This window comes from Caldinitratiruptor microaerophilus, from assembly GCF_025999835.1.
GTDB lineage: Bacteria > Bacillota > Sulfobacillia > Symbiobacteriales > ZC4RG38 > Caldinitratiruptor > Caldinitratiruptor microaerophilus.
Window position 1 is genome coordinate 130,997 of sequence record NZ_AP025628.1, and the last position, 25,285, is coordinate 156,281.

Annotated in this window: 23 protein-coding genes; 22 read left to right on the top strand and 1 reads right to left on the bottom strand. The window is 69.1% G+C overall.

Annotated features, from left to right (window positions below):
- The first annotated feature begins 7 nt into the window (after positions 1 to 7).
- The 20 genes from caldi_RS00655 (at position 8) to caldi_RS00750 (ending at position 21,409) form a co-directional block, all read left to right on the top strand.
- Positions 8 to 1,420, top strand: coding sequence for an FAD-dependent oxidoreductase (locus caldi_RS00655; protein ID WP_264843152.1), 1,413 nt, complete (start codon positions 8 to 10; stop codon positions 1,418 to 1,420).
- A 138-nt stretch (positions 1,421 to 1,558) separates the two neighbouring features.
- On the top strand, positions 1,559 to 1,996 hold the full coding sequence (locus tag caldi_RS00660) for a 4Fe-4S binding protein (RefSeq protein ID WP_264843153.1): 438 nt from the start codon (positions 1,559 to 1,561) through the stop codon (positions 1,994 to 1,996).
- Positions 1,997 to 2,059: 63 nt separating this feature from the next.
- Positions 2,060 to 3,541 carry an aminotransferase class V-fold PLP-dependent enzyme gene (locus tag caldi_RS00665; protein WP_264843154.1) on the top strand — a complete coding sequence of 494 codons (1,482 nt, stop codon included), beginning with the start codon at positions 2,060 to 2,062 and terminating at the stop codon, positions 3,539 to 3,541.
- A 59-nt stretch (positions 3,542 to 3,600) separates the two neighbouring features.
- Positions 3,601 to 3,861: a hypothetical protein gene (locus tag caldi_RS00670; protein ID WP_264843155.1), complete on the top strand. Its 261-nt coding sequence runs from the start codon at positions 3,601 to 3,603 to the stop codon at positions 3,859 to 3,861.
- Positions 3,858 to 5,687, top strand: a complete 1,830-nt coding sequence (locus caldi_RS00675) for a cobalamin-dependent protein (RefSeq protein WP_264843156.1) — start codon at positions 3,858 to 3,860, stop codon at positions 5,685 to 5,687. Before caldi_RS00670 ends, caldi_RS00675 begins: the two co-directional genes overlap by 4 nt.
- Positions 5,688 to 5,710: 23 nt before the next feature.
- Positions 5,711 to 6,802, top strand: coding sequence for a hypothetical protein (locus caldi_RS00680; protein ID WP_264843157.1), 1,092 nt, complete (start codon positions 5,711 to 5,713; stop codon positions 6,800 to 6,802).
- Between the two features lie 179 nt (positions 6,803 to 6,981).
- Positions 6,982 to 8,097: an ABC transporter substrate-binding protein gene (locus tag caldi_RS00685; RefSeq protein ID WP_264844704.1), complete on the top strand. Its 1,116-nt coding sequence runs from the start codon at positions 6,982 to 6,984 to the stop codon at positions 8,095 to 8,097.
- Positions 8,098 to 8,332: 235 nt separating this feature from the next.
- Positions 8,333 to 9,064: an ABC transporter permease gene (locus caldi_RS00690; RefSeq protein WP_264843158.1), complete on the top strand. Its 732-nt coding sequence runs from the start codon at positions 8,333 to 8,335 to the stop codon at positions 9,062 to 9,064.
- A 17-nt stretch (positions 9,065 to 9,081) separates the two neighbouring features.
- Positions 9,082 to 9,894, top strand: coding sequence for an ABC transporter ATP-binding protein (locus tag caldi_RS00695; RefSeq protein ID WP_264843159.1), 813 nt, complete (start codon positions 9,082 to 9,084; stop codon positions 9,892 to 9,894).
- A gap of 90 nt (positions 9,895 to 9,984) precedes the next feature.
- A complete protein-coding gene (locus caldi_RS00700) occupies positions 9,985 to 11,715 on the top strand; it encodes a 2-oxoacid:acceptor oxidoreductase subunit alpha (protein WP_264843160.1) in 1,731 nt (576 codons plus the stop codon).
- Positions 11,716 to 11,717: 2 nt separating this feature from the next.
- Entirely contained in the window at positions 11,718 to 12,584 is an 867-nt protein-coding gene (locus tag caldi_RS00705) for a 2-oxoacid:ferredoxin oxidoreductase subunit beta (protein ID WP_264843161.1), read from the top strand.
- 6 nt (positions 12,585 to 12,590) lie between these two features.
- Positions 12,591 to 13,502: a DMT family transporter gene (locus tag caldi_RS00710; protein WP_264843162.1), complete on the top strand. Its 912-nt coding sequence runs from the start codon at positions 12,591 to 12,593 to the stop codon at positions 13,500 to 13,502.
- Between the two features lie 158 nt (positions 13,503 to 13,660).
- Entirely contained in the window at positions 13,661 to 14,752 is a 1,092-nt protein-coding gene (gene pdhA / locus caldi_RS00715) for a pyruvate dehydrogenase (acetyl-transferring) E1 component subunit alpha (protein WP_264843163.1), read from the top strand.
- Positions 14,745 to 15,725 (top strand): alpha-ketoacid dehydrogenase subunit beta, encoded by a 981-nt coding sequence (locus tag caldi_RS00720; protein WP_264843164.1) that lies wholly within the window; start codon positions 14,745 to 14,747, stop codon positions 15,723 to 15,725. Before pdhA ends, caldi_RS00720 begins: the two co-directional genes overlap by 8 nt.
- Positions 15,726 to 15,746: 21 nt before the next feature.
- Positions 15,747 to 17,114: a dihydrolipoamide acetyltransferase family protein gene (locus caldi_RS00725; RefSeq protein WP_264843165.1), complete on the top strand. Its 1,368-nt coding sequence runs from the start codon at positions 15,747 to 15,749 to the stop codon at positions 17,112 to 17,114.
- Entirely contained in the window at positions 17,115 to 18,485 is a 1,371-nt protein-coding gene (gene lpdA, locus caldi_RS00730) for a dihydrolipoyl dehydrogenase (RefSeq protein ID WP_264843166.1), read from the top strand.
- 121 nt (positions 18,486 to 18,606) lie between these two features.
- Positions 18,607 to 19,383, top strand: a complete 777-nt coding sequence (locus caldi_RS00735) for an IclR family transcriptional regulator (protein ID WP_264843167.1) — start codon at positions 18,607 to 18,609, stop codon at positions 19,381 to 19,383.
- A gap of 106 nt (positions 19,384 to 19,489) precedes the next feature.
- The gene (locus caldi_RS00740; RefSeq protein WP_264843168.1) at positions 19,490 to 20,290 is read left to right on the top strand and encodes a phosphosulfolactate synthase; all 801 of its coding nucleotides are present in this window, start codon (positions 19,490 to 19,492) and stop codon (positions 20,288 to 20,290) included.
- Between the two features lie 176 nt (positions 20,291 to 20,466).
- On the top strand, positions 20,467 to 21,015 hold the full coding sequence (locus caldi_RS00745) for a FixH family protein (RefSeq protein WP_264843169.1): 549 nt from the start codon (positions 20,467 to 20,469) through the stop codon (positions 21,013 to 21,015).
- 13 nt (positions 21,016 to 21,028) lie between these two features.
- Positions 21,029 to 21,409, top strand: a complete 381-nt coding sequence (locus caldi_RS00750) for a hypothetical protein (RefSeq protein ID WP_264843170.1) — start codon at positions 21,029 to 21,031, stop codon at positions 21,407 to 21,409.
- On the opposite strand, the gene caldi_RS00755 is transcribed toward caldi_RS00750, so the two are convergent.
- Complete coding sequence (locus caldi_RS00755; RefSeq protein WP_264843171.1) at positions 21,369 to 22,316, bottom strand: LysR family transcriptional regulator; 948 nt, start codon at positions 22,314 to 22,316, stop codon at positions 21,369 to 21,371. The genes caldi_RS00750 and caldi_RS00755 overlap by 41 nt on opposite strands.
- Before the next feature lie 259 nt (positions 22,317 to 22,575).
- Here caldi_RS00755 and caldi_RS00760 point away from each other — a divergent pair, with 259 nt between their 5' ends.
- Together caldi_RS00760 and caldi_RS00765 are read left to right on the top strand one after the other, a co-directional pair.
- Positions 22,576 to 24,327, top strand: a complete 1,752-nt coding sequence (locus caldi_RS00760) for a 2-oxoacid:acceptor oxidoreductase subunit alpha (protein ID WP_264843172.1) — start codon at positions 22,576 to 22,578, stop codon at positions 24,325 to 24,327.
- Positions 24,327 to 25,205 (top strand): 2-oxoacid:ferredoxin oxidoreductase subunit beta, encoded by an 879-nt coding sequence (locus caldi_RS00765; RefSeq protein ID WP_264843173.1) that lies wholly within the window; start codon positions 24,327 to 24,329, stop codon positions 25,203 to 25,205. The genes caldi_RS00760 and caldi_RS00765 overlap by 1 nt, the downstream gene beginning before the upstream one ends.
- Positions 25,206 to 25,285: the final 80 nt, after the last annotated feature.

Here is a 25,285-nt window from a genome sequence, read left to right on the forward strand (position 1 = left end):
GAGAGAGATGGCACGTGTCGTGGTCGTCGGCGGCGGGTGGTCGGGCGTCTCGGCGGCCATCGCGCTGGCGAAGGCCGGGGTGGAGGAGGTCCACCTGTTCGAAAAGACCGACCAGCTCCTGGGCACCGGGCTCGTCGGGGGCATCATGCGGAACAACGGCCGGTGGACGGCGGCGGAGGAGATGATCGCCCTGGGGATGGGCGAGCCCTTCGAGGCCGTCGACGCCTGCGCCCGACATAAAGATGTCAATTTCCCGGGGCACGAGCACGCCACGCTGTACGACGTGACTCGCATCGAGCCCTACGTCCGGCGGATCGTGGAGCAGTACGGGGTCCAGGTCCACATGATGTCCCGCGTGACCGATGTCATCCTCGAGGAGGTGCCGGCGCCGCCCTCGGAACGGGGCGGGTTCTGGACCCTGCTGGGGCAGCGGGTCCCGAAGCCGGCCAAGAACAAGCGGATCCGTGCCGTCCAGTACTACGAGAAGCACGGCGCGGACTTCCGCGGCCCGTACACACTGGAAGCCGATGTGTTCGTCGAGACCACGGGCACGGTGGGCCCGCAGTCGGAGTGCGCCCGCTATGGCAACGGCTGCGTGATGTGCGTCATCCGTTGCCCCACGTTCGGGGGACGGGTATCGATCGCGGGGCTCTGCGGGGTGCCCGAGATGATCGGGGGAGCCAACCCGGAGAGCCTGGGTTCCTTCAGCGGGTCCTGCAAGCTGATCAAGGAGTCTCTGGCGCCCTGGATCGTCGAGGAGCTCGACCGTACGGGCGTGTGCATCGTGCCCCTGCCGGACGAGATGATCGACCGGGAGAAACTCAAGAAGAAGGCCTGCCAGCAGTACGCCGGTAAGGAGTTCGCGGAAAACATCGTCCTCCTGGACACCGGACACGCCAAGCTGATGACATCCTACTTCCCCCTGGAGAAGTTGCGCCGCATTCCTGGTTTCGAGAACGCCCGCTACGACGACCCGTACTCGGGCGGTATCGGCAACTCCGTGCGTTACCTGGCGATCAGCCCGCGGGACAACTACCTGCGGGTCGGTGGGGTGGAGAACCTCTTCTGCGGCGGCGAGAAGGCGGGGCCGCTGGTGGGTCATACCGAGGCCATCGTCACCGGGACCCTGGCGGGGCACAACGCCGCCCGGTACGCCTTGGGACTGCCCCTGCTCGAGCTGCCGAGGCAGCTGGCGGTCGGTGATGCCATCGCCTTCGTCAACGAGCAGATCCGTGAGGGCGGGCTGTTCAAAAAGTACACCTTTTCCGGTGCCACTTACTTCGACCGGATGGTCGCCACCGGCCTGTACATCATGGACCGCGACATGATCCGGGCGAAGGTGGAGTCCCTCGGCCTCACCGGAGTCTTCGCCCGGCGGCTCGTGCCGGCCCGGGAGTCCCTACTGCTCGCGGGCGACTGATCTCGGGGGGCCCCGGGGAGCCAGGGGTGCCTGACAGCCCCGGGGCCCGTCCGGATCGCCCCGGAGGCGCCCGGCAAGGCCGTAGTCATAAGTGCTCATCGATGATGAGCGGAAGCCGGCCGAAGGGGGGTGCCACCCGTGGCCCACTTCATCACAGAAAAGTGCATCGGTTGCACGGCGTGCGTGCTGGCCTGCCCTGTCGACTGCATCAGCGGTACCTGGAAGGAGCGCCACGTCATCGACCGGGGCCGGTGCATCGACTGCAGCGCTTGCGCGGCGGTCTGCCCTGTGGACGCCATCACCGGGTGGTGGGTGAGGGAACGGGTGGTGCGCCGCCCCGACTGGCCCGTGCCGGTGGTGAACCCCGAGCACTGCACGGGCTGCGACTTCTGCGTTCAGATCTGCCCCACGGGGTGCCTGGAACTGATCGGAGGCGGGCAGTTCGAGGGAATCGCCCAACTGGTGCGGGAGGCCGACTGCATCTCGTGCCGGCAGTGCGAGGAGGTGTGCGCCAAGGGCGCGATCACGATGGTCGTGCTTGGCGAGAAGAAGCAGCGCGAAGCGGGGGCCGCCTGAGGCGCGGGGATGTCCCAGGCACGGGCCCCTGGCCCAATCCGACTTCCGTGGAGGGGACTTGACATGGGCGAGTTCAGGTACCGGTTCCAGCTCTACAAAGCCCTCCAGGCCAGCATCCCGGCCATCTACGCTGAGGCCCGGAAGGCGGCGGATGAGATCGGCATCCCGCCCGAGTGGCGGGGGAAGTTTGGCCTCACCGGAGCCATCTCCGGGACTCCGGCTCCCCTTCGGCGGGACATCCTGGCCGCCTCCGAAGCCGGGGCCGCGGAAGTCATCCCGCTGGCGACGCTGGTCGAGCAGATCCGGGAGATCGTGAAGGACGTGTACGGGGACGAATGGGACGTGTGCCCCGTGAACACGGCCGAAGCAGGGCTGTGGGTGGCCTTCGACACGCTGTGTACGCCCCCGGCCCTGGGGCGGGGGGACAATTATCGGGCCCGCTACATCGCCCCCCTCGAGAAGCACATGCACCATCAGGCCAGCTACGGGCGGCCCTTCCCGGCGAAGTACAAGGACTTCCTGGCCGACCGCGGGACGACGGCCGGCGAGATGGGGTTCTACGGGAAGCGGCAGAACAACCTGGACACGGTCATCGTCCCGCTCGAAGGGGCCCAGTACCCCAACCACGGCATCAAGTACTGGCCGGTGCCCCTCCTCACGGGGGTCGACCCGGAGGCTTCGGCCCGCCGCATCGCCCGCGTGGCCGCGCAGCATGCGGAACTCCTCACGGGGTTCACCTCCCTCGGGTACGATACGCCCGGCTACGGGTACGGCGTCAAGGCGGAAGACGGGGCGCCCCTTCTCCAGAAACGTATCGGCGAGATCGCCCGGGATTACAACGTGCCCTACATCGTCGACAACGCGTGGGGACTGCCCTTCGTGGGGACCGACCCGCGGAAGATCGGCTGCGATGTCATGGTCTACTCCATGGACAAGGCAACCGGCGCCGCCACCTCGGGCCTGCTCATCGGCCGTGAGGACGTCATGGTCACCATCCGGCGCGCCCTCGGCATGCACGGGGACCGGTACGGCACCCTGGCTTCCTACGGCAAGGCGGCCTACGTCACCCAGGATCCCGGAAAGGAGGCACTTCTCACCCAGATCCAGGCGCTCAAGGTCCTACGGGACCGGCCGGAGGTCATCACCGACCCAGTGGATCGCCTCTACGAGATCGTGGTGGAGGAACTGGAGGGCCTGCCGACGGCCATCCGTTCCGGGATCCTGGTCAGCAAGTCCTACAACTCCGGGGCGGTCGAGGTCAACTACGAGGGTACGTGGAAGGATGGGCGCATCGGGCTCCCCATCTTCTCCATCGAGGACATGTACGCCGGGACCAACATCTTCCAATCGGGCCTCGCCCAGATGGGCATCATCCCGACCATCGCGTACGACGCCAACATCTTCATCTCGCCGGGGCTCGGCACGACCGACCCGGACGGGGCACTGCGGGAGGACAAGGCCCGCCTGGCGGTCCGGGGCCTGGTGGCCCTCATGGGGATCGTGGCCCGCTACGCGGGGCTCGCGGCGGAGGCCGCGGTGTCCTGAACGGGGCGGTCGGGCCCGGCACTTGCCCCCGTGCGGGCCCGGCGTAGGGGGGAGTCATGGTGCACGGCAACGCTACATGGAGTCGCGCGGTGCTGGACGGGGTGGACGTGGAGACCTTCCTGGTTTGCCGGGACGAGGGGGAGGGTCGCCAGCTCATGCTGGCCCTGATGAACAGCATGGGGTTCCAGGACGTGGACATCGTCTTCATCGAGCACCGGGGGCCAGGCGCGCGGGTCCGGGGCCGGGCATACCTCCATCGCCCCGGCGAGAGCCATCCCTTCGGAGAGGCCCCGCAGCGCCCGGGGGAGGGTCGTGCGTGAGCGGGGAAGCAGCCAAACGTGTCCTGCTGGCCCCTCTGGATCCAGTGCACGACGTGGGGCTCAAGGTCATCCGGCGGGCGCTCGAGGCAGCCGGCCACACCACCATCCTGTTGCCTCCCGACGTGCCCCCCGAGGAGATCGTGGCAGCGGCGCTGGAGCACCAGGTCGACGTCGTCCTCCTGAGCCGGACCATTGGCTACCAGGTGGCCGAGGCGGCCGCCCGGTTCGCCGACCTGGCCGAGGCCGCGGGGCTCAGGGAGCGCGTGCGGATTGCGATCGGCGGCATGGCCATACGGCCCGAACTGGCGGCGGAGATGGGGTTCGACGCCGCATTCGGCCCCGGGACCACGCCCGAGGAGGCGGTGGCCTTCGTCGAGGGCCGTGAGCCGGCGCCCGGCGAGCAGCGCGGAGCGACCCGCCGCCGGCCGGCGCTGGCTCCCACCCGCACGTACCGGTACCGGCACGCGGAGATCGGCCGGCTCCTGGAGGAGATCGCCCAGGAGTTGCTGGCCTGGGCCCACGGGCGGCTGAGCCCCGGGGTGGAGCGGGCACAGCTCCGCCAGGCCATGATCCGGGCGGCCCGGGCCGGGGAATCCACAGAGCGCCTCCGGCGGGAGTACGCACGTCTCACCGACGGAGCGGCCGCTGCCTTCTACGCGCGGGGGGACCTGCCGCCCGGGCTGCGCCGGCTGGAGGCCGGCGAACTCCAAGCCATCCGCCGCTACGCCGAGAGGGCGAACGCCGCACCGGCTGGCCCCGAACTCCGGCACGGGCAGGACACCCTGGTGTTCACGCAGTACGGGACGGGGTGCCCGATCCACGACATCGCGCACATCAAGGTCCTCGAAGGCTGGTCGGTGGACGGCGTCATCCATTTCGACCCCGCCTGGGGGGCCCGAACGGAGGGCCTGCTGGAGGGGGCGTTCACACACCAGCGCGACGGGACGGTGATCACGCCCGAGAACCTCCAGCACATCCGCGCAGGGCTGGGGCCGTACACCCTCTGGCAGGTGAGGGCGCACCGGGGGCTTAACACGGCAGAGACCGTCGTGCTGGCGGGCGAGTACGGTGCCGACGCGACCAAGATCAACATCGCCTACGGGTCCCTGTCTGGCGGCACAGACCCCGAACGGCTGGCGGTCGACGGCCTGGCGGCGATGCGCTATGCAGCCGAGTACCGCCTGCCTTACGACGTCGTCACGAACGAAGAGCTTTCTGGCGTACCGGCGCACAAGGCGTTCGCCGGCATGCTGATCGTGGCCCACGTGGGGCGGAGGCTGGGCGGGACCCCTTACCTCCAGCCACTCTTCTGCAAGGGGCCGGAGGCCCTGATCCGGGGTCTCATGGATGCCAACCACGTAGACTTCCACGCGGCCAAGATACTGGCCCTCCGGCGCATCGTCGACGCGCCCATATGGCCCGGGGCCCCGGTGGGCTTCATGACCCACACCGAGGACCGGGTGCAGTCGAGTGTCACCACGGCGCTGCACGCGGCCCTGGGGGCGAGCCTGGGCGTGGAGGCGGTGACCATCGCCTCGTCTGACGAGGCGTACTCCGGTGGCCCGATCACGGCCGCGTCCCGGGTCGACACCCTGCGCGCCGTGGCGGAGGCCCTTCGATTCTTCGGCCGGGCGCGGATCGAACCGACGCCGGCGGCGGAAAGCCTGGCGGACGAACTCGTGGAAGGGATCGAACAGGTCCTGCGTCGGGTGGCGGAGGTCGGCTTCGTCCGGGCCCTTTACGAGGGGGTCCTGGGTTCGCCGGAGGAAGGCGGGCACCCCGGGCGCGCCGGCCGGGGAACGGTCTACGCACGAGCGGCCCGGTAGGATTGACGTCTGGAGGGTCCCCTATGGTGGCCATCGGTGTCGCCGGTACCGCGAAAAATACCGGCAAGACTACCACGTTGACCGCGCTCCTCCAGGTCGCGGCCGGTCTGGGCGCGCCGGTCGGGCTCACCTCGATCGGGTTCGACGGGGAAGACCTGGATCACCTGACCGGTCTGCCCAAGCCCCGCGTCGACGTCCCGGCGGGCACTTGGGTGGCCACCGCCCGTCCTCTGCTGAAGGTGGGAACGGCCCGGCTGGAGCCCGTGTCGGGCACCGGCGTCCAAACGGCCGTGGGCGAGGTGGTGTTGGCACGAGCGGAAGAAGCGGGTCGCGTGGTACTGGCCGGGCCGGCGACGGCGGCCGGGCTGCGGACGGTGCTGGCAGCTCTGCCCCGCAGCGGACTGTGCCTGGTCGACGGTGCCTTCGGCCGGATGGCGCCGATGCTGGCCACCCAGGGCCTGGTCCTGGCGACGGGGGCCGCGTACCGGCGGCAACTCCCGGCGCTCCTGGCGGAGACGGCTGCCCTGGTATGGCTCTTCGAGCGTCCCGTTCTCGACCCTCCGGCCGGACCCGTGGTGCGGCTCCACGGGATCTTGACCCCGAATGATGCGAAACAGGCTTCCGAGGCGCTCCGGCGGTTTGGAGGCGCCGCGGGCGAACTCCGGTTGGTCCTGGGCGGCGTGGTCCCAGTCGCCGGCCTCGAGATCCTGGCGGAGGTCCTCGAAGCCCTCCCGATCGCCCCCGAGATCCAGTTCGACAACGTCATGTGCCTTGCCCTGGGTGGCCCGCCGCTGAAAGTGCGGGGCCTCCTCAGGCGACTCGGGCGCCGCTCCAGGGTCGGGCTCGCCCGTGGGTTCCCGCTCCTGGCCGTGACCGTGAACCCGTTCTTCCCGGATGAGTCGGGCGGGAAGTTCCGCCCGGGCTACGTGGACGGCCAGCGCCTCAGGGAAGAGATGGCAGCCTCGCTCCCCGTGCCGGTGGTAGACGTCCGGCAGCAGGACGCGAGCACGGTTCTGCACCAGGTTGTTGGAAACTTGTTATCCATGAGAGATCTTTCCATAGAAGGAATCAAACGAACCTCGTCGTATCTAAGCGTAGCACCCACTCACAAATGATGAGCGATGGCGGCAACGGGCGTAACGGAGGGGGGTGGAGGCCGCGGACGGCTACATACACCCATCTATCGGAGTATTCGGTTAGAAGACAAGTCAGGGTACAAGCCAAGCTCAGGGAGGGGACTCGAGTGAGGAACGGTAATCTCATACGGCACCAAGCGAAGGTTCTGTTGCTGGCGGTGACCCTCGTCACGTCGCTTTCCGCCTGTGGCGGCCAGAAGCCGGCAACCCCCGCCGGTACCCAGGATGGGCAGGCACAGCAGCAGGCTCCCACCGGGCAGCAAGCTCAGGCCAGCACCACGGCGCAGGCGCCCCAGCAGCCGGCGTCCCAGACCGCCAAGTTGGCGCCGCTCAGTCCGCCGGTGAAGATCTGGATCGCAGAGGACGGCTCACCCTCAGGTGCGGGGTTCTACATCGCGAAGGAGAAGGGGTACTTCGCTGAGTTTGGCATCGAGGCGGATATCCGGCCGTTCGAGTCGTCGAAGGACATGCTCCCGGCCATCGCCTCGGACGAGGTGCAAGTCGCGGGTGGCATCCTGGGGGCCAACCTGTTCAACGCGGTGTCCCGGGGCCTGAACATCAAGATCATCGCAGACAAGGGTACGAACAACCCCGGCAAATCGTACTACAGCATGGTGGTCCGCAAGGACCTGGCAGGCCAGATCAAGGACTACAAGGACCTCAAGGGCCATAAGATCGGCCTCTTCTCCGTGGGCACGCTCAACGAATACACGGTGGAGAAGGCCCTCCTGAAGGGTGGCCTCACCGTGAAGGACGTCGAGCTGGTCCCCCTGGGACCGCCGGACATCAGCGTGGCGCTGGCTCGCAAGTCCATCGACCTGGGCATGCACATCGAGCCCCTCATCACGCAGGGTGTGAAGCAAGGGATCTTCGAGCGGTGGAAAGACACCACAGACTTCCTGCCCGACGCACAGATCGCCGTGGTGCTGGCGAGCCCGAAGTTCGTGGCCAACGAGGCGCTGTCAAAGCGGTTCATGGTGGCTTACCTGCGGGCTCTGCGGGATTACAACGACGCATTCCTGAAGGGCAAGGGGAAGGACCAGATCATCGACATTCTGGCAAAGTACACCGATCTGAAGGACAAGTCCCTCTGGAATGACGTGTACGTCACCGGGCTCAACCCCAACGGCCAGGTCAATGTGAAGAGCCTCGAAGACCAGCTCCAGTGGTACAAGGAGAAGGGCACGGTAACGGGCAACGTCGATCTGAATCACGTCGTCGACCTGTCGCTGGCGAAGTTCGCGGTCGAGTACCTTGGCGGCGAGTACAAGTAGCGAGTCGGCTCGGCAGCCAGGTGCTGAACGGGCGCCTGGCTGCCGGCCGGGGCCGGCAGAGGGAGGGTTCCCCTTGGCTTATCAGGAGGCGTCGGCTCGGACCAAACGGAGGGCGGTGACTTCCCCCGCGCCCGGGCCAGCTCCTCAACCGGTTCACGGTGGGAGCACGAGGGCGCAGGGTCGATCGGGCCGGGAGTGGACGAGCAGGCAGAAGCAGCGCCGGCGGGAACGGATCATGTCTGTCCTCTCGCCGGTTGCCCTGCTGGTGCTCTGGGAGATGCTCGTGCGCTTGAAACTCCTGGACGCCCGCTTCTTCCCGCCGCCCTCCGGGATCGTTGGCACGTTCGTGGACCTCCTCGTCTCCGGGGAGCTCTTGCAGGCGCTGCTGATCAGTCTGTCGCGGATCTTCATCGGGTTCGTGGTCGGCGCCGTGCCCGGACTTCTCATCGGCCTCACGATGGGACTGTTCCCGCTGGTGCGGGCCGCGCTGGAGCCGATGGTCGCTGCCCTCTATCCCATTCCAAAGATCGCCTTGCTGCCCCTCATCATGATCCTTTTCGGCATCGGCGAGTGGTCCAAGTACATCACGATCGCGATCGGCGTCTTCTTTCTGGTGCTCATCAACACCGTGGCAGGCGTTGTCAACATCGACCGGATCTACCTGGATGTGGCCCGGAACTTCGGGGCCAGCCGCAAGGATTTCTACACCACCATTGCGTTGCCCGGGGCCCTTCCCCTCATCTTCACCGGCATCAAGCTCGGGATGGGCATGGCGCTGCTCCTGATCGTGGCGGCGGAGATGATCGGTGCCAAGAGCGGAATCGGGTACATGATCTGGACCGGGTACGACACCTTCTACCTCGAGAAGATGTACGTCGGCCTCGTCATCATGTCGTTCCTGGGCTACGTGTTTACCCTCGTGCTCGACGAGCTCGAGCGGTGGATCATCCCGTGGAAGCACTCGTGATGGGGAGGGAAAGGCGCGTGGAACGTCCGGTGAAGATCTCGGTCCGGAACCTCACCAAAGTGTTCCAGTCCCGGGGACGGCGTGTGACCGCGATCGACGACGTCAGCTTCACAGTGCCCGACGGCACGTTCCTGGCGATCGTTGGCCCCAGCGGGTGCGGGAAGACGACCCTGCTGCGGATCCTGGCCGGGCTGGAGGAGCCTACCTCCGGCGTGCTGGAGGTGCGCCAGACCGACCGCGGCCGGCCGGTGAACTCGATGGTGTTCCAGGAGCAGTCAATCCTCCCGTGGATGACGGTCCGGGACAACGTCGCATACGGCCTCCGGCTGCGCGGGGTGGACCGGCACGAGCGCTGTAAGGTGGCCGACCACTACATCCAGATGGTCGGCCTCACGCGGTTCGCCGATGCATACCCCCACCAACTCAGCGGCGGCATGAAGCAACGGGTCTCCATCGCCCGGGCGTTCGCCAACGACCCCGAGATTCTCCTGATGGACGAGCCGTTTGCGGCTCTGGACGAGCAGAACAAGATCCTCCTGCAGCAGGAACTCCTACGCATCTGGGAGGGAACGCGGAAGACCGTGTGCTACATCACCCATTCCATCGATGAGGCCCTCAACCTCAGCGACCGCGTGATGATCATGACGGCCCACCCCGGCCGGGTGAAGGCGATCATCGACGTGGACCTCCCCCGGCCCCGTGACATCACGAAGATCCGGAGCCACCCACGGTTCGGCGAGCTGTTCGAGCAGATCTGGCTGTCGCTCCGGGACGAGGTCCTTAAGGCGAAGGCGGAGGAAGGCCTGGTGATGGCCGGCGCCGGAAACTGACGAGGATTACCCGGTTCGGCCACCGGGCTCGGCTGCCTGCAGCTAGCCGCTCATCGAAGACGAGCACATGCGGCCGTGGAGGGACGGAGCTTGGACTTCACCTGGAAGATCGGTGGGGCGCAGGGAGAGGGCATCGACAGCGCGGGCGAGACCTTCGCCCTGACGCTCAGCCGCATGGGGTACCACGTCTTCGCACACCGGCATTACCAGTCGCTCATCAAGGGCGGGCACACGAACTACAAGGTGCGGGTGGCTGACCAGCCGGTTCGCCATCACGGCGACCGCCTGGACCTGCTGGTGGCGTTGGATGGCCCGAGCATCACCCACAACTTGGCGGAACTCCGCCCGGGTGGGGCCGTCCTGTGCGAGCCGGCCCACGCTGCACTCGCCTCCGCCCGGCCGGACGTCACCTGCTGGCCCATCTCGTTCGGTTCGGTGGCGTCGGACCTCGGGAGCGCAATCCTGAAGAACGCGGTGGCCCTCGGTGCGAGCGCTGCCGTGCTGGGGCTGAGCCCCTCGTCGTTCACGGGGGTGTTCCGTGGGCAGTTCGCGGACAAGGGCGAGGGTGTGATCACCTCCAACCTCGAGGCGTTTCAGCGTGGCCACGCGTACGCCAGCGAGCAGGGGTGGCGTCTCGTCCCGGGCCTGCCGGCCTTGCCGGAGCTCCCCCGCCGCCACCTCTTCATGAGCGGTAACGACGCGCTGGCCCTCGGGGCACTGGCGGCCGGCTGCCGGTTCCTGGCAGCCTACCCGATCACCCCGGCGACCGATATCATGTACCGGCTCATCCGGTACTTTGAGCGGTTTGGTGGCGCCGTGGTGCAGGCGGAGGACGAACTCGCTGCCATCAACATGGCCATCGGGGCGGCGTTTGCCGGGGTACGCGCCATGACCAGCACGTCCGGCCCCGGGTTCTCTCTCATGATGGAGGCCCTCGGCCTGGCGGGTATCGCTGAGATTCCCGTCGTGATCGTCGACGTGCAGCGGGGCGGCCCCAGTACCGGCCTGCCGACGAAGACCGAACAGGGCGATCTCAACGAGATGCTCTACGGATCGCACGGGGATATCCCCCGGATCGTGATCGCCCCCGCCACGGTGGAGGACTGCTTCGCGTACGCGGCAGAGGCATTCAACTTGGCGGAGCGATACCAGACCCCGGTCATCGTCGCCTCGGACATGTACCTGGGACAGTCGCGGGCCACGGTGGATCCCCTGAGCTTTCAGGTTGCCGCCGTGGACCGCGGGTGGCTGGTCTCGAACGAGGAGTTGGCGGCGGTGGGTACCCGGGAGTACCCCCGCTACCAGGTTACCGCGACGGGCATCTCGCCGCGCACGATCCCCGGCCAGCCCGGCGGCCGGTACGTAGCTCTGGGCAACGAGCATGACGACCGCGGCTACGAGATCGAGGACCCCCCGACACGCATCGCCCAGGTGCAGAAGCGGGCGAGGAAACTCGACGGGTTCCGCTCGGACGTGGTGAAGAACCGCTACGTCGGGCCGCAGGATCCCGACGTGCTCCTGGTCGGGTGGGGATCCACCTACGGGCCTATCCGGGAGGCCCGGGAGGCCCTGCAGGCGTTCGGCGTGCGGGCGGGCCACCTGCACCTCGGGCTCCTGTCTCCCTTCCCCGCCGGTGAGGTCTGCCCACGCATCGCCATGGCCCGGCGCGTCGTGGTGGTGGAGCAGGCCATCACCGGGCAGCTGGCCGGTCTCCTCAAGCGGCACTGCGAGGCCCACGACCGCATCACCTCGTGTCTTCGGTACGACGGCGTCCCCCTTTTGCTGGAAGATATCGTGCGGGCAGTGAGAGAGGTGGCGTAGCGGTGGCGGTGGTCCTCGAGGAATTCAAGACCTCTGTCAAGCCCACCTGGTGTCCGGGCTGCGGCGACTTCGGCGTCATGAACGCCCTGGGGCGGGCCGTGGCTAGCCTCGGCATCCCGGGGCACGAAGTGGTGGTGGTCTCGGGCATCGGCTGCTCAGGAAAGATCTCGCAGCACTTCGGGGCGTACGGGATCCATACCCTGCATGGCCGGGTGCTACCGACCGCGACGGCGGTGAAGGTGGCGAACCGGTCCCTCACCGTGATCGCGGCCGGTGGCGACGGCGACGGGTACGGCATCGGCGTCGGGCATCTCGTGCACGCGGCCCGCCGCAACGTCGACATCACCTACGTGGTGATGGACAACCACATCTACGGCCTGACCACCGGGCAGACGTCTCCCACTTCCGACCCCGGTATGGCGACCAAGACACACCCCCGTGGTGCCTTCGAGGAGCCCGTGCACCCGCTGGCCTTGGCGATCGTATCGGGCGCCACGTTCGTGGCGCAGGGGTTCTCCGGTGACGTGAACGGGCTTGCCCGGATTCTGGCGGAGGCGATCCGGCATCCTGGCTTCGCGCTGGTCAACGTGTTCAGCCCCTGCGTGACGTTCAACAAGGTCAACACCTATGCCTGGTATCGCGAGTCGCTCACCTCGGTTGACGGGGACCCCGACTACGACCCGAGCGACCGCATGGCGGCCCTGAGCCGGATCGAGGCTACGCGCGGCTTGGTAACGGGTATCCTGTACCGAAGTCGGCGGCCGACCTTTGAGTCCCAGTTGCCCGGGCTCGGGGAGAAGCCGCTCGCGGTGTTGCCGGCGGGCCTCTCCGGAGAGGATCTGGAGGACCTTCTTGCCGAGTTCGAGTGATGCGGGATGGGTATCCTGTTCGCCCTGCTGACGGCGCTCTGCTGGGGCCTGTACAACCTCTTCGTGCGGCGGGGCCGGGACGGCATCGACCCCGGAGCCGGCTACCTCCTGACCCTCCTCCTCAACGCAGGCGCCAACGCCGCGTTCACCCTGCTGCCCCTGCCCGGGTCCGGGGCACCGGGTTTCGGGCCAGTCCCCGTCGTTCTCTTTGTCTTGGCGGGCCTGACCACGACTCTCCTCGGCCGGTGGCTGTACTTCGAGAGCGTGTTCACCCTCGGCCCGTCCCGTGCCAGCGCCTGGAAAAACGCTTCGCCCGTATACACGCTGTTCATCGCGTGGCTACTCCTGGCGGAGCGGCCCACACCGTTCACAGTGCTCGGGGTCCTGGCCACGCTGGCGGGGATGTACCTCCTGGCGCGCGAGCAGGCGGAAAGCGAACGGCGCGGCACCCTGGTGGGGGCGGCCGGCGCCGCGGCCGGGCACAGGGGTAACGTGGTGGGTCTCCTCCTGGGGGTCGGGAGCGGGGTGGCGTTCGCCTCAGGCATCATGCTTCGGAAGGCGGGCCTGAACGTCTGGCCGGATGCCGCCATGGGGGCAGCGATCGGTGCAGCCGCGGCGCTTGTTGGCTGGCTACCGGTGTCGGTGCGGAGGGGCGAGGTCGGAGCCCTCCTGCGGGCCTCGGGTCCAGGGCTCCGCTACTTCTTCCTGGCCGGAGTGTTCAGCAGCCTGGCACAGCTGTTCGTTTTCCTGTCCCTCCGCCTCACCCCCTCCACCGTGACCCATGTCGTGACCTCCCTGGAGCCGGTCTTCACGATGATGCTCAGCCCACTGGTGCTCGGGGGCCGTGAGCGCCTGAACCTGGCGCTCGTCCGGGCGGTGGCCCTCATTACCGTGGGTGCCGCGCTGGTATCACTGTAGGGCTGACTATACGCCCGCGCGCGGTCTGTGCTCCGGCCCACCCCCACCCTTGGCCGACCGCCGGCAGAGGTGATACCGTGCCCGTCGAAAATACCGGGACGGGTGTCCCTGTTAACGGGACATGAAGGGACATACCGCCCGGCGAGGAGGAACATCCGATGGGTTCTGCGCCTACTGTGACAGGAGAGTGTGTCCAGGCCCCGCTGCAGTGTCTCACCCCGGCAGGCGAGCTGGCAGCGCCCCTGCCGCCCGGGCTGGATGCCAACCGGCTCGTCGAGATCTACCGCTGGATGGTCCGACTGCGCGCCTTCGACAGCCGGGCGCTTCGGCTCCAGCGCCAGGGGCGGCTTGGCACCTACGCCCCTTACAGCGGGCAGGAGGCCTGCCAGGTGTGCAGCGTCCTCCCCCTCCAGCGCACGGACTGGATCTGCCCCACCTACCGGGACCACGGTGCCATGATGGTCCACGGCGTGCCCATGGCCAACATCCTTCGCTACTGGCGGGGGGACGAGTGGGGGTCCCACCTGCCCGGTGTGTACACCTTGCCCATCTCCATCCCCATCGCGACCCAGTGCCTGCACGCGGTCGGGCTGGCATGGGCGGCCAGGTTGCGCGGGACGGGGCAGGTGGCCGTCGCGTACTTTGGCGACGGTGCCACCTCCCAGGGTGACTTCCACGAGGCCATGAACTTTGCCGGCGTGTTCAGGTTGCCTGTGATCTTCTTCTGCCAGAACAACCTCTACGCCATCAGCGTTCCCCTGGCCCGGCAGACGGCTGCCCCCATCGTGACCAAGGCGGCCGGCTACGGCGTGGCCGCGTTGCGGGTGGACGGCAACGACCCTATCGCGGTGTGGGCCGCCGTGTCCCAGGCAGCGGCCCGAGCACGTGCCGGTGAGGGCGCCACGCTGATCGAGGCCCTGACCTACCGCTACGGGCCCCACACCACGGCAGACGATCCGACCCGCTACCGCAGTGAGGACGAAGTCCGCCAGTGGCAAGAGCGGGATCCCATTACCCGACTCCACCGGTACCTGGTGCACCAGGGCCTGTGGGACGCGGCTTCCGAGGAGGCGCTGCAGGAGCAGGTCAAGGCGGAAGTGGCCGCTGCCGTCGCCGAAGCCGAATCCTTGCACCCCGCGCCGACGGACATCTTTGACTACGTGTACGGGGAGGCGCCGTGGTACATCCGGGAGCAGCGCCGGGAAGTTCTGGCGGAGGCCCGCGTCGGGGAGGGAGGCGGGCATGGCTAAGCTCACCCTGGTGGAGGCCGTTCGGGACGGCTTAGCCGCGGAGATGCGCCAGGACCCACGGGTGATCGTGCTGGGGGAGGACGTGGGCGTCAACGGCGGCGTCTTCCGGGCCACCGACGGCCTTCTCGCCGAGTTCGGGCCCGACCGGGTCATCGACACGCCCTTGGCGGAGTCCGGCATCATCGGGACGGCGATCGGGCTGGCCATCGGTGGGATGCGCCCGGTGGCAGAGATCCAGTTCATGGACTTCATCGCGCCGGGGCACGACCAGCTCGTCAGCCACGCGGCGCGCATGCGCAACCGAACCCGGGGCGCCCTCACCGTCCCCCTTGTCATCCGGACGCCGTCGGGGGGCGGCATCCGACCGCCCGAGCACCACTCCGACAGCACCGAAGCGGTGTACTGCCACTATCCGGGGATCAAGGTGGTGATCCCGTCCAACCCGTACGACGCCAAGGGGCTTCTCATCGCCGCCATCCGGGACGACGACCCGGTCCTGTTCATGGAACCGAAGCGCATTTACCGCGCCCAGCGGCAAGAGGTCCCGGCGGAGGCGTATACCGTGCCCCTCGGCAAGGCGAGGGTGGCGCGGGAGGGGAACGACTGCACCCTCGTTTCCTGGGGAGCGATGGTGGACGTGTGCCTCGAGGCGGCCGAACAGGCGGAGCGGGAGCACCGGTGGCAGGCGGAGGTGCTGGACCTGCGCACCCTGAACCCCATGGACATCGACGCCGTGATCGCCTCGGCGGAAAAGACCGGGCGCGTCGCGGTGGTGCACGAGGCCCCTCGCCAGTGCGGGCTCGGCGCCGAGATCGCGGCGCTCATCCAAGAGCGGGTCTTCCTGTACCTGCAGGCGCCGGTGGTGCGGGTGACGGGGTATGACGTACCCTTTCCCCTCGCCTCCCTGGAGGACGTCTACCTCCCCAACGTGCGCCGGGTGATGGCCGGTATCCAGAAAGTCATGCAGTTCTAACGGAGCCAGGTGAGACAGGACATGTTCGAGTTTCGGCTGCCCGACATCGGGGAGGGTCTCCACGAGGCGGAAATCGTGCGCTGGCTGGTCCGGCCCGGCGACCGGGTGACCGAGGACCAGGCGGTCCTGGAGGTGCAAACGGACAAGGCCACCGTGGAACTCTCGTCGCCCGTCGCCGGCGTAATCGGGGAACTGCGGGCGCAGGAGGGCGAAGTGGTCCGGGTCGGGTCCGTGCTGTTCACCGTGCTGCAGGACGGGGATGAGCCTGGTTCGTCCCCTGACGGCGGCGCCGTGGCCCCGGTTCCGAACGGGGTCACGCAGGTCTCCCCGCCCGCGCCAGGCGAGACCAGGGAAGCAGGGCCGCGGCGCGGCAAGGGACGGTGGGCGCCCGCCACGCCCAGCACCCGACGCCTCGCCCGAGCGCTGGGGGTGGACGTGAACGCCCTTCAGGGCACCGGCCCGGGAGGGCGGGTGACGGACGAGGACGTGCGCCGCGCCGCGTTGGCCGTGGAGGCCGCCGCCCGGGGCGGGGCGACGGCCCACGGCGCCGCTTTGCCGGCGGCGTCTTTCCAGGGTACCGGCGGGCAGGCGGACGTCGGGCTCCGTGCTGCCGCCCCGCCGCCCCAGCGGGTATCCTCCGCTGGGGGTGCGACGGCTCCCGCTCCGAGCCCTGCGCCGGACGGCCAGCCGCCAGGTGACGAGCGGGTCCCCCTGCGGGGGATCCGTCGGGCCATCGCCCAGCACATGGTCCGCGCCAAGACGCTGGCCCCCCATGCGGCTGCCATCGACGAAGCGGACATGGAGAACCTCATCGCCTTGCGCCAGACGGTCAACGACGCCGACCCGGCGCGGCGGATGACGTACCTGCCCTTCATCGTCAAGGCGGTCGCGGTGGCCCTGCGAGCCTTTCCGCACCTGAACGCTCATATGGACGAGGAAGCCCAGGAAATCATCCTGCGCAAATCCGTTCACATGGGTATCGCCACGGCCACGGCGGACGGGCTGCTGGTACCGGTCATCCGGGACGTGGACCGCAAGAGCATCCGGCAGATCGCGGACGAACTGGCGGACCTCACTAGCCGTGCGCGCTCGCGGCGGCTGCGACCCGAGGAGCTATCGGGCAGCACCTTCACCATCACCAACATCGGGTCGGTGGGCAGCCTCCTGTCCGTCCCGATCATCAACCACCCCGAAGTGGCCATCCTCGGCGTGCACACGATCCAGGCCCGCCCGGTGGTGCGCCAGGACGAGCTGGTGATCCGCCGCATGGCGTACCTCTGCCTCTCCTTTGACCACCGGGTCATCGACGGCGACGTGGCTGCCCGGTTCCTGCGCCACGTCATCGGCTATCTGGAAGAGCCGAGCCGGTTGCTGGTGGAGATGGTGTAGATGGTCGTGGGGCAGATTGCGAACGGTACGGAGGTGCTCGTCATCGGCGGCGGCCCCGGCGGGTACCACGCGGCAGCGACGGCAGCCAGGGCGGGCAAGGAGGTGGTCCTGGTCGAGGCGTCTCTCCTGGGCGGCACCTGCCTCAACTGCGGGTGCATTCCTTCCAAGGCCCTCATCCAGGCCACGCGGCGGGCCAGCCCCGTGTCACCGAGCGGGGTGCCCCCCCTGGCGGAGATCCAGGCGTGGAAGCGACAGGTGGTGGACCGGCTGCGCCGGGGCGTGGAGCAGACCCTGAAGCAGGCCGGCGTGACGCTGGTGCAGGGCAGGGCGACCTTCACGGGTCCCGACCGGGTGTCCGTGGAAACCGCCCAAGCCACCGAGGTGTACCGTTTCCGCCACTGTATCATCGCCACCGGGTCCGTTCCCGCCTTTCCCCCGGGCTTTGCCCCCGACGGAGAGGGCGTATGCGACGCGGCGGCCGCCCTCGAGTGGACGGAACCGCCCGAGGAACTCGTGATCCTGGGTGCCGGCTACATCGGCCTGGAGCTGGGCACGGCCTTCGCCAAGCTCGGCAGCCGGGTCACGGTGCTGGAGGTGGCCGACCAGATCCTCCCGGGCCTCGACGCCGAGCTCACCCGCCCGGTGGCGCGCCACCTCGAGAAGCTGGGGGTCAAGGTGCACCTGGGGGTTCGGGCGACCGGTTGGGAGAGGGAAGGCGGACGCATCGTGGTGCGGGCCGAGGGGGTGGTGCCACCCGCTCTTCCCGCGGACAGGGTCTTGGTGGCTACCGGCCGGCTCCCCAATATCAGGGGCCTGGGCCTTGAGAAGGCCGGCATCGCCCTGGACGAGTGCGGATACGTCCGGGCGGACGACCAGTGCCGCACCAACGTGCCTCGCATCTATGCCATCGGCGACGTGGCTGGCGGGCCGCTCCTGGCCCACAAGGCGACCCGGGAAGCCGAGGTAGCGGCGGCCGCTATTGCGGGCCACGTCGACGCCATGGACCCGGCCGGCATCCCCGCCGTCATCTTCACCGAACCGGAGGTGGCCACGGTGGGCCTCACCGAGGCAGAGGCGAGGGCAAGGGGGTACCGGGTGGTGACCGGCCGCTTTCCCTTGACCGCCTCCGGCCGAGCCTGGACCCTCGGGGAGCCCGACGGGTTCGTCAAGGTGGTGGGGGACGGCGACACGGGGGTGCTGCTCGGAGCCCAGATGGTCGGCCCGGAGGTGTCCGAGCTCATCGCGGCCGCCACCCTGGCTCTGGAACTGGGGGCACGGGTCGAGGACGTGGCCCTGACCCTCCATCCCCACCCAACGCTCGCCGAGGCCTTCATGGCGGCGGCGGCCGACGCGGCGGCGAAGAGACGGTAGGGGTGTTGGGTGCTCCGCTCCTGCCGCGCACCGGACGGGCGGTCCGAGATGACGGCAGTCTCCGACCGCTTCCCAGCGCCCGCTCCGTGTGACAGGATGGTCATTGAAGGGGTGAAGGCGGGTGGCTGTCGAACCGGTGCGCGGCCAGCCGAGTCCCATGGAGAAGTGGCTCCGGCTCTTGGAAGCCTTCGCGGACCGGGATGAATGGGGCGTGCGGGAACTGGCCCGCGCCGTGGCGCTCCCTCGCAGCGTGGTGCACCGGCTACTCCACGAGATGGAACGGGTGGGTCTCCTCTCGCCGGGGAGCGAGCCGGGGCGCTTCTCTGTTGGACCCGCCCTGGTGAGGCTGGCCTCTGTGGTGCTGGACCGCCTCGACATCGTGCGGGTGGCTCGCCCCATCCTCGAAGAGACCATGCGCCGGTGCGGCGAGACCGTCATTCTCACCCTCTATGACCCGACCCGCCGCCAGTTCTTTGCCGTGGATGCCGTGGAGTCCCCGCAGGCGGTGCGGTACATCTGGGATGCGCTGCGCCAGTGGAGTCACGTCCATATCGGGTCCAGCGGCAAGGGGATCCTGGCCTTTCTCCCCCCGGAGCAGCAGGAGGCCATCCTGGCCGATCTACCCGACCCGGTGCCGGGGCTGAGACCGGTGTCGAAGGAGCAGTTGCGTCAGGAGCTGGCCGCCGCACGCCGGCGAGGGTACGTGGTGAGCCGGAGCGAGCGGTACGCGGGGGCGATGGGGGTCGCCGCGCCGGTGTACAACGCCCTGGGGCGCGTTGTGGGTGACGTGATCATCACGGCCCCTGAGAGCCGCATGGGCGCCCGCAGCGAAGAGGAGTGGGGGCATCTGGTCATGCGGGCAGCGGGGGCCATCTCCCGGGCCCTCGGCCACAGGTAGCCAGCAGGCTGTCGGCTCCTGGCTTGTCGGTCGCGTGGACCGGGCTGGCACCGGCCGCATAACGTGGCAGGGGCCAGTGGGTCTGGGCCCCTGGGAGGAGATCGACGTGCAGGACGTCTGGACCGGATCCCCGGCACTCTCACCGCCCATCGGCGCGCCCCTGCCGGGCCGTCTCGCCAAGCCCCGCCGCGAGGGGCTCACCGTGGTCATGGACAAGGGGCTTGGCCTGGCCGCGACCCGGGACGTCCTCGAAGTTGCGGCCGCACATGTCGACCTCTGGAAGCTGGCCTTCGGGACGGCGGCGCTGTACCCCGCGCGGCTCCTCCAGGAGAAGATCGCCCTGGTACGCTCGTACGGGGTTGACCCGTACCCGGGTGGGACGTTCATCGAGGCCGCGTACCTGCAGGGCCGCGTGCCGGCGGTGTTCGCGTACGTCCGCCGCATGGGGTTCGCGGCGGTGGAAATCTCGGACGGGACCATCCGGCTGGCGCGGCACGAGCGCAGGGCGCTGATCCGGGCCGCCCGGGAGGCGGGGCTCCGGGTGCTGGCCGAGGTGGGGAAGAAAGACCCCGACCGCCAGCCGCCGCCCGAGGCGCTGGCCGAGCAGGGCCTGCTCGATCTGGAGGACGGGGCGGAGTACATCATCGTCGAGGCACGCGAGAGCGGAAAGGGCGTCGGCATCTACGACAAGGCCGGCGAGGTGAAGGAGGACTCCCTGGCGGTCCTCGCCGGCGCGCTGCCGGTCGACCGGGTCATCTGGGAGGCGCCCCAGAAGCCGCAGCAGCAGGCGCTCATCCTCCGCTTCGGCGCGAACGTGAGCCTGGGGAACGTGCCGCCGGGGGAGGCGCTGGCGCTCGAGTCCCTGCGCCAGGGCTGGCGCGGCGACACCCTGGCGCTCGTCACCTGATCGCCGGGCGGTACCCGGGGGCGAGGGCGAGGAGGCGGGGCCCCGGGCCCCGCCTCCGGCGCGCCCGTGATCCGCGCGAGCCGGGAAAATGGTGCTTTCGGCTCATTACCCGCTTCGGGGGGATCGACTAGACTTCCTTTAGAACAAACCTGCCGTAGCGGGGGAGGGGACGAGCCATGCGGTACCCGGGAGCGCTCCAGTTCGCCCTGGGTCTGTCCTGCGCGCTCCTCCTGGCGCTGGGGCCCCGCCCGGCGGCGGCTCACGGCGCCACGATCGGCGCGCGGGTGCAGTTCGATCCCCATCCCGCGCAGCCGGAGTCCCGGGTGCGCCTGGTCGTCGACCTGTTCGACGCGTACGACAACCCCGTGGACGGCGAGGAAGTGCGGGCGCTCCTGGCCCGGGGGAGTCGCGCCCACGGGCGGCCGGTGGCGCTCGCCCGGGTGGGCGAGGGCCGCTACGCCGGGGAGATCGGTCTTGGCGAAGCGGGCGACTGGACCCTCTGGCTGGACGCGCGGGCGCTCGGGACGCGCTGGCGCGGCAAGGTCGACTTTACGGTGGAGGAGGGCGCCACCCCGCCGCCCGGGCAGGCCGCGCTCGAGCACGTCGAGACGACCGGGCCAGGCCTGTGGATCGGGGTGGCCAGCACCGTCGGGCTCGTGATCGGCGCCGCTGCCGTGTGGTGGGGGCTCCGGCAGGGTGGGGGCGACAGGCCCGGGGAAGGGTGAACGGCTCGAGGTGGTGAGGCGGTCACGCGGGGGCGCCCGCCGGGTAGGTCCTCTCCTCCTGACCCTGTTGGCGCTGCTCTCCCCACTGGGGGGCTGTGCGCCCCGCTGGGGGGATCTCGAGGTCACCGTGAGCGTCGCCGGAGACGAGGCGCTGGTCACCTTCGTTCGGACAGGTGTGCGGCTGTCCGGCGGCCGGCACCTGCACCTCAGCCTCAACGGCGGCCCGGAGATCATGCTCTACTCCGATCGCCCGTACCGCTTCCGCCGGTTGCCTCCGGGCGATTACACGCTGCGCGTCTGGATCACGGACGTGAACCACCGGACCATCCCCGGCCTGGAAACGGTGGTCACGTTCACGGTGCCGAAGGAGCCCCGGGTTCCTCGGGCTCCGTGATGCCCTCCGCCCCGACTGCCCCGTACCGCTCGAGCACCAGTCGGATGAAGTTCTCCACCGCCCGCGCCCGCGGTGCCGCATCGCGGCGGAGGAGCATGGAGGTGGTGCGGTGGAGGGGCGGGAGGCCGTCCACCCGCAACTCGATGAGGGCGCCCGAGTCGAGCTCGGCCCGGACCGTCGACTCCGGCACCATCGCCACCCCGTACCCGAGAAGCACCATGGTCTTGACGGCTTCGTGGCTGTCGAACTCCATGGCGACCCGGGGGTAGACGCCGACCGTTTCCAGGTGGGCCTCGATCAGGGTGCGGAACCGGGAGGGAGCCTGGTAGGCGATCATGTCCAGCTCGGCCAGGTGCCCGAGGGTGAGCGGGTTCGGCAGGCGGGCCGCCTCCGACGGCGAAGCGACCAGCACCACGCGGTCCCGGAACAGCGGCACGGATTCGAGCCGGGGATGGGTCACCGGCATGGTGACGAGGCCGAGGTCGGACTCGCCGTCGAGCACGCGGTCCATCACCGCCGCGATCTTCCCGGACCACACCCGGATCCGGACGGCCGGGTACTGCCGGGAGAAGGCCGCGAGGAGCCCGGGGAGGGTGAAGAGCCCGGTCGTGGTCACGCAGGCGATGGAAACCTGGCCCTGTTCGGGGCTCGACAGGGCCTCCACCTGACGGCGGGCGCTGTCCACCACCGCCACCACCCGCCGGGCGTGCTCGTACACGATCTCCCCGGCGGCGGTCAGCCGGAAGTGCCGCCCCTGCCGGTCCAGGAGAGGTTCGCCGAACTCGGCCTCCAGCGCGGCCACCTGCCGGGTGACGGCCGGCTGGGTCAGGTTCAGCAGCTCGGCCGCCCGGGTGAAACTGCCGGCCTCCACGACGCGGCAGAACGTGATGAGCTGCTGCAGGAGCATGGAGGTGCCTCCTCGATTCATGCCGGACGTTTATTCGCTCTATGTCACTTATGCATTTGCCTCATGAAAGCCTGCAGTCGTATGCTGAAGCTGCGAAGGACCATCCAATGGCAGGTGGCCAGGCGCCCCCGGTGCGCACGTTCCAGGTTCCGGTCGACCGGACCGGGGATCCCCCCGGCCCGCTACCTCCGAGGGAGCCCGGCCACACCAGAGGCACGCGGATGGAACGGGCAGGCGACCGAACAGGAGGCGGGCGTCCGTGAGGGAGATCGTCTGGAAGATCGGTGGCGAGCAGGGGCAAGGCCTGGACTCGACCAGCGACGTCTTCGCGACGGTGTGTAGCCGGCTCGGGTACCACGTCTACGCCTACAAGACGTTCGCGTCCCGCATCAAGGGCGGCCACACGAACTTCACCGTACGGGTCAGCACCCGCCGGGTCCTGGCCCCGGCCAGGCACGTGCACGTCCTGGTCGTGCTGGACCAGGAGGCCGTGGACCGGACCATCGGCGACCTGGTACCCGGCGGCCTGGTGTTGACGGATTCGAGCTTCACCCCCGACGTGCCCCCGGGCACCAACGTCATCTCCGTTCCCATGATCCAGATTGCCCGGGAACTCGGCAACCCGGTCTACAGGAACATGGTGGCCATCGGCGCCTCGGCGGCCCTGCTGGGCATCCCGCTGGACGGCTTCCGCGCCTACGTCGCCGACAAGTTCGGCCGCAAGGGCGCCGAGGTCGTCCAGGGCAACATCGAGGCCCTGCAGCGGGGTTTCGACATCGCCCGGGAGCAGGCCGGCGACCGGGTCTTCGCGCTCGACCGGGGCGACGGGAAGCCGCGGCTGCTCATGACCGGGAACGACGCCACGGCGATCGGGGCGATCGCCGGCGGCTGCCGCCTGGTCGCGGCCTACCCGATCACGCCGGCGTCCGAGATCCTTGAAGTTGCCGCCAAGTACCTGCCGAAGTTCGGCGGGGCTGCGGTGCAGATGGAGGACGAACTCTCCGCCGTGGCCGTGACCATCGGCGCGGGCTTCGCCGGGGTGCGGGCGATGACCTCGACTTCCGGCCCGGGCATCTCCCTGATGCAGGAGAACCTCGGCCTGGCCAGCATGACCGAGATCCCGATGGTCGTCGTGGACACCCAGCGCGGCGGCCCCTCGACGGGCATGCCCACCAAGCACGAGCAGTCCGACCTCATGGCCCTGATCCACGGCGGGCACGGCGAGGGCCCGCGGATCGTGCTGGCGCCGGGGACTGCCGAGCAGATCTTCTACGACACCGCCATGGCGTTCAACCTGGCGGAGAACTACCACTGCCCGGTGATCATCGCCTCCGACCTGGGGCTGGCCCTCTGGCAGCAGACGGTGGAGGACATCGACCTGGACCGGATCGAGATCGACCGCGGTCCGCTCGCCGACCCCGCGGAACTCGAGAAGCTCGGCCGCGAGGCCTTCCAGCGCTACGCGCAGACCGAGACGGGCGTGTCGCCCCGCTCGCTGCCCGGCATGAAGAACGGGCAGTACCTGGCGACGGGTGCCGAGCACAACGTGTTCGGCAAGGTGAGCGAGGACCCGAAGAACCGCAAGCAGATGATGGACCGGCGCCTGCGGAAGATCCGCAAGCTCGAACTCGGCGGCAAGCCGGTGCCGGGCCTCGAGGTCAGCGGCGACGACCGGCCCGACGTGCTCCTCATCAGCTTTGGCTCGACCATCGGCGCGTGCTGGGAGGCGGCGGACGACCTCCGCGAGCAGGGCCTGAAGGTCAAGGTGGCCCAGGTCCGGGTGCTGAACCCGCTGCCCGTCGCCGAGCTGCAGGCGCTCGTTGACGAGGCCGGTGCGGCGTTCACCGTGGAGAACAACGCCACGGCCCAGCTGGCCTTCCTGCTGCGGGGGAACGGGCTGAACGGCAAGCCGCTGCGGTCCGTGCTCAAGTACGACGGCACGCTGATGATGGCGGACGAGATCGTCGCGCAGGTGCGTGAGGCGCTCACGGTGGAAGGGGTGCGGGCGTGATGGCGACCGTCACGGTGACGCTGCAGGATTACAAGACCAGCGAGAAGGCCTGGTGGTGCCCGGGGTGCGGCGACTTCGGCGTGCTCGCCGCGCTGCAGAAGGCCCTGGTGGAGCTGGAGATCGAGCCCCACAACGTGGCCGTGGTGGCGGGCATCGGCTGCTCGGGGAAGATCGGGAACTACATCAACGCATACAACATCCACGTGACCCACGGCCGGACCATGCCCGTGGCGCTCGGGCTCAAGCTCGCCAACCGGGACCTGACGGTCATCGCGGCCGGCGGCGACGGCGACGGTTACGCGATCGGCATGAGTCACTTCCTGCACGCGATGCGCCGTAACCCCGATATCACGTATATCGTCATGGATAACCGCATCTACGGCCTGACGAAGGGGCAGACCTCCCCGACGTCGCAGACGGGGTTCGAGACGAAGAGCACGCCGGACGGCAACCTGGAGCGTCCGGTGCAGCCGATCCAGCTCGCCCTGGCCGCCGGCGCCACCTACGTGGCCCAGGGCTTCTCCTCCAACCAGAAGCAGCTCGTGCGGCTCATCAAGGGCGCCATCCAGCACAAGGGGTTTGCCCTGGTCAACACGTTCAGCCCCTGCGTCACCTTCAACAAGGTGAACACCTACGACTGGTTCAAGGAGCACCTGGTCGACCTGGACGAGGTGCCCGACTACGATCCCCACGACCGGGTCGCCGCCATGCGGTTCGTGGCCGAACACGACGGCCTGGTCACGGGCCTGATCTACCAGGAGCCCGAGTCGATCCCGTTCGAGGAGAAGCTCCCGGGCCTGGGCCGCCGGCCTCTGGCCGCCCAGGACCTGCGGCCGGACAAGGAGAAGCTGCAGCAGATCCTCGCCCAGTTCCGCTGACCCGGAGAGGCGAAACCGGAGGCGCATCCGCCAAGGCCAGAGCGGGGCCGGCCCACGTGGGCCGGCCCCGCCGTCGCTTA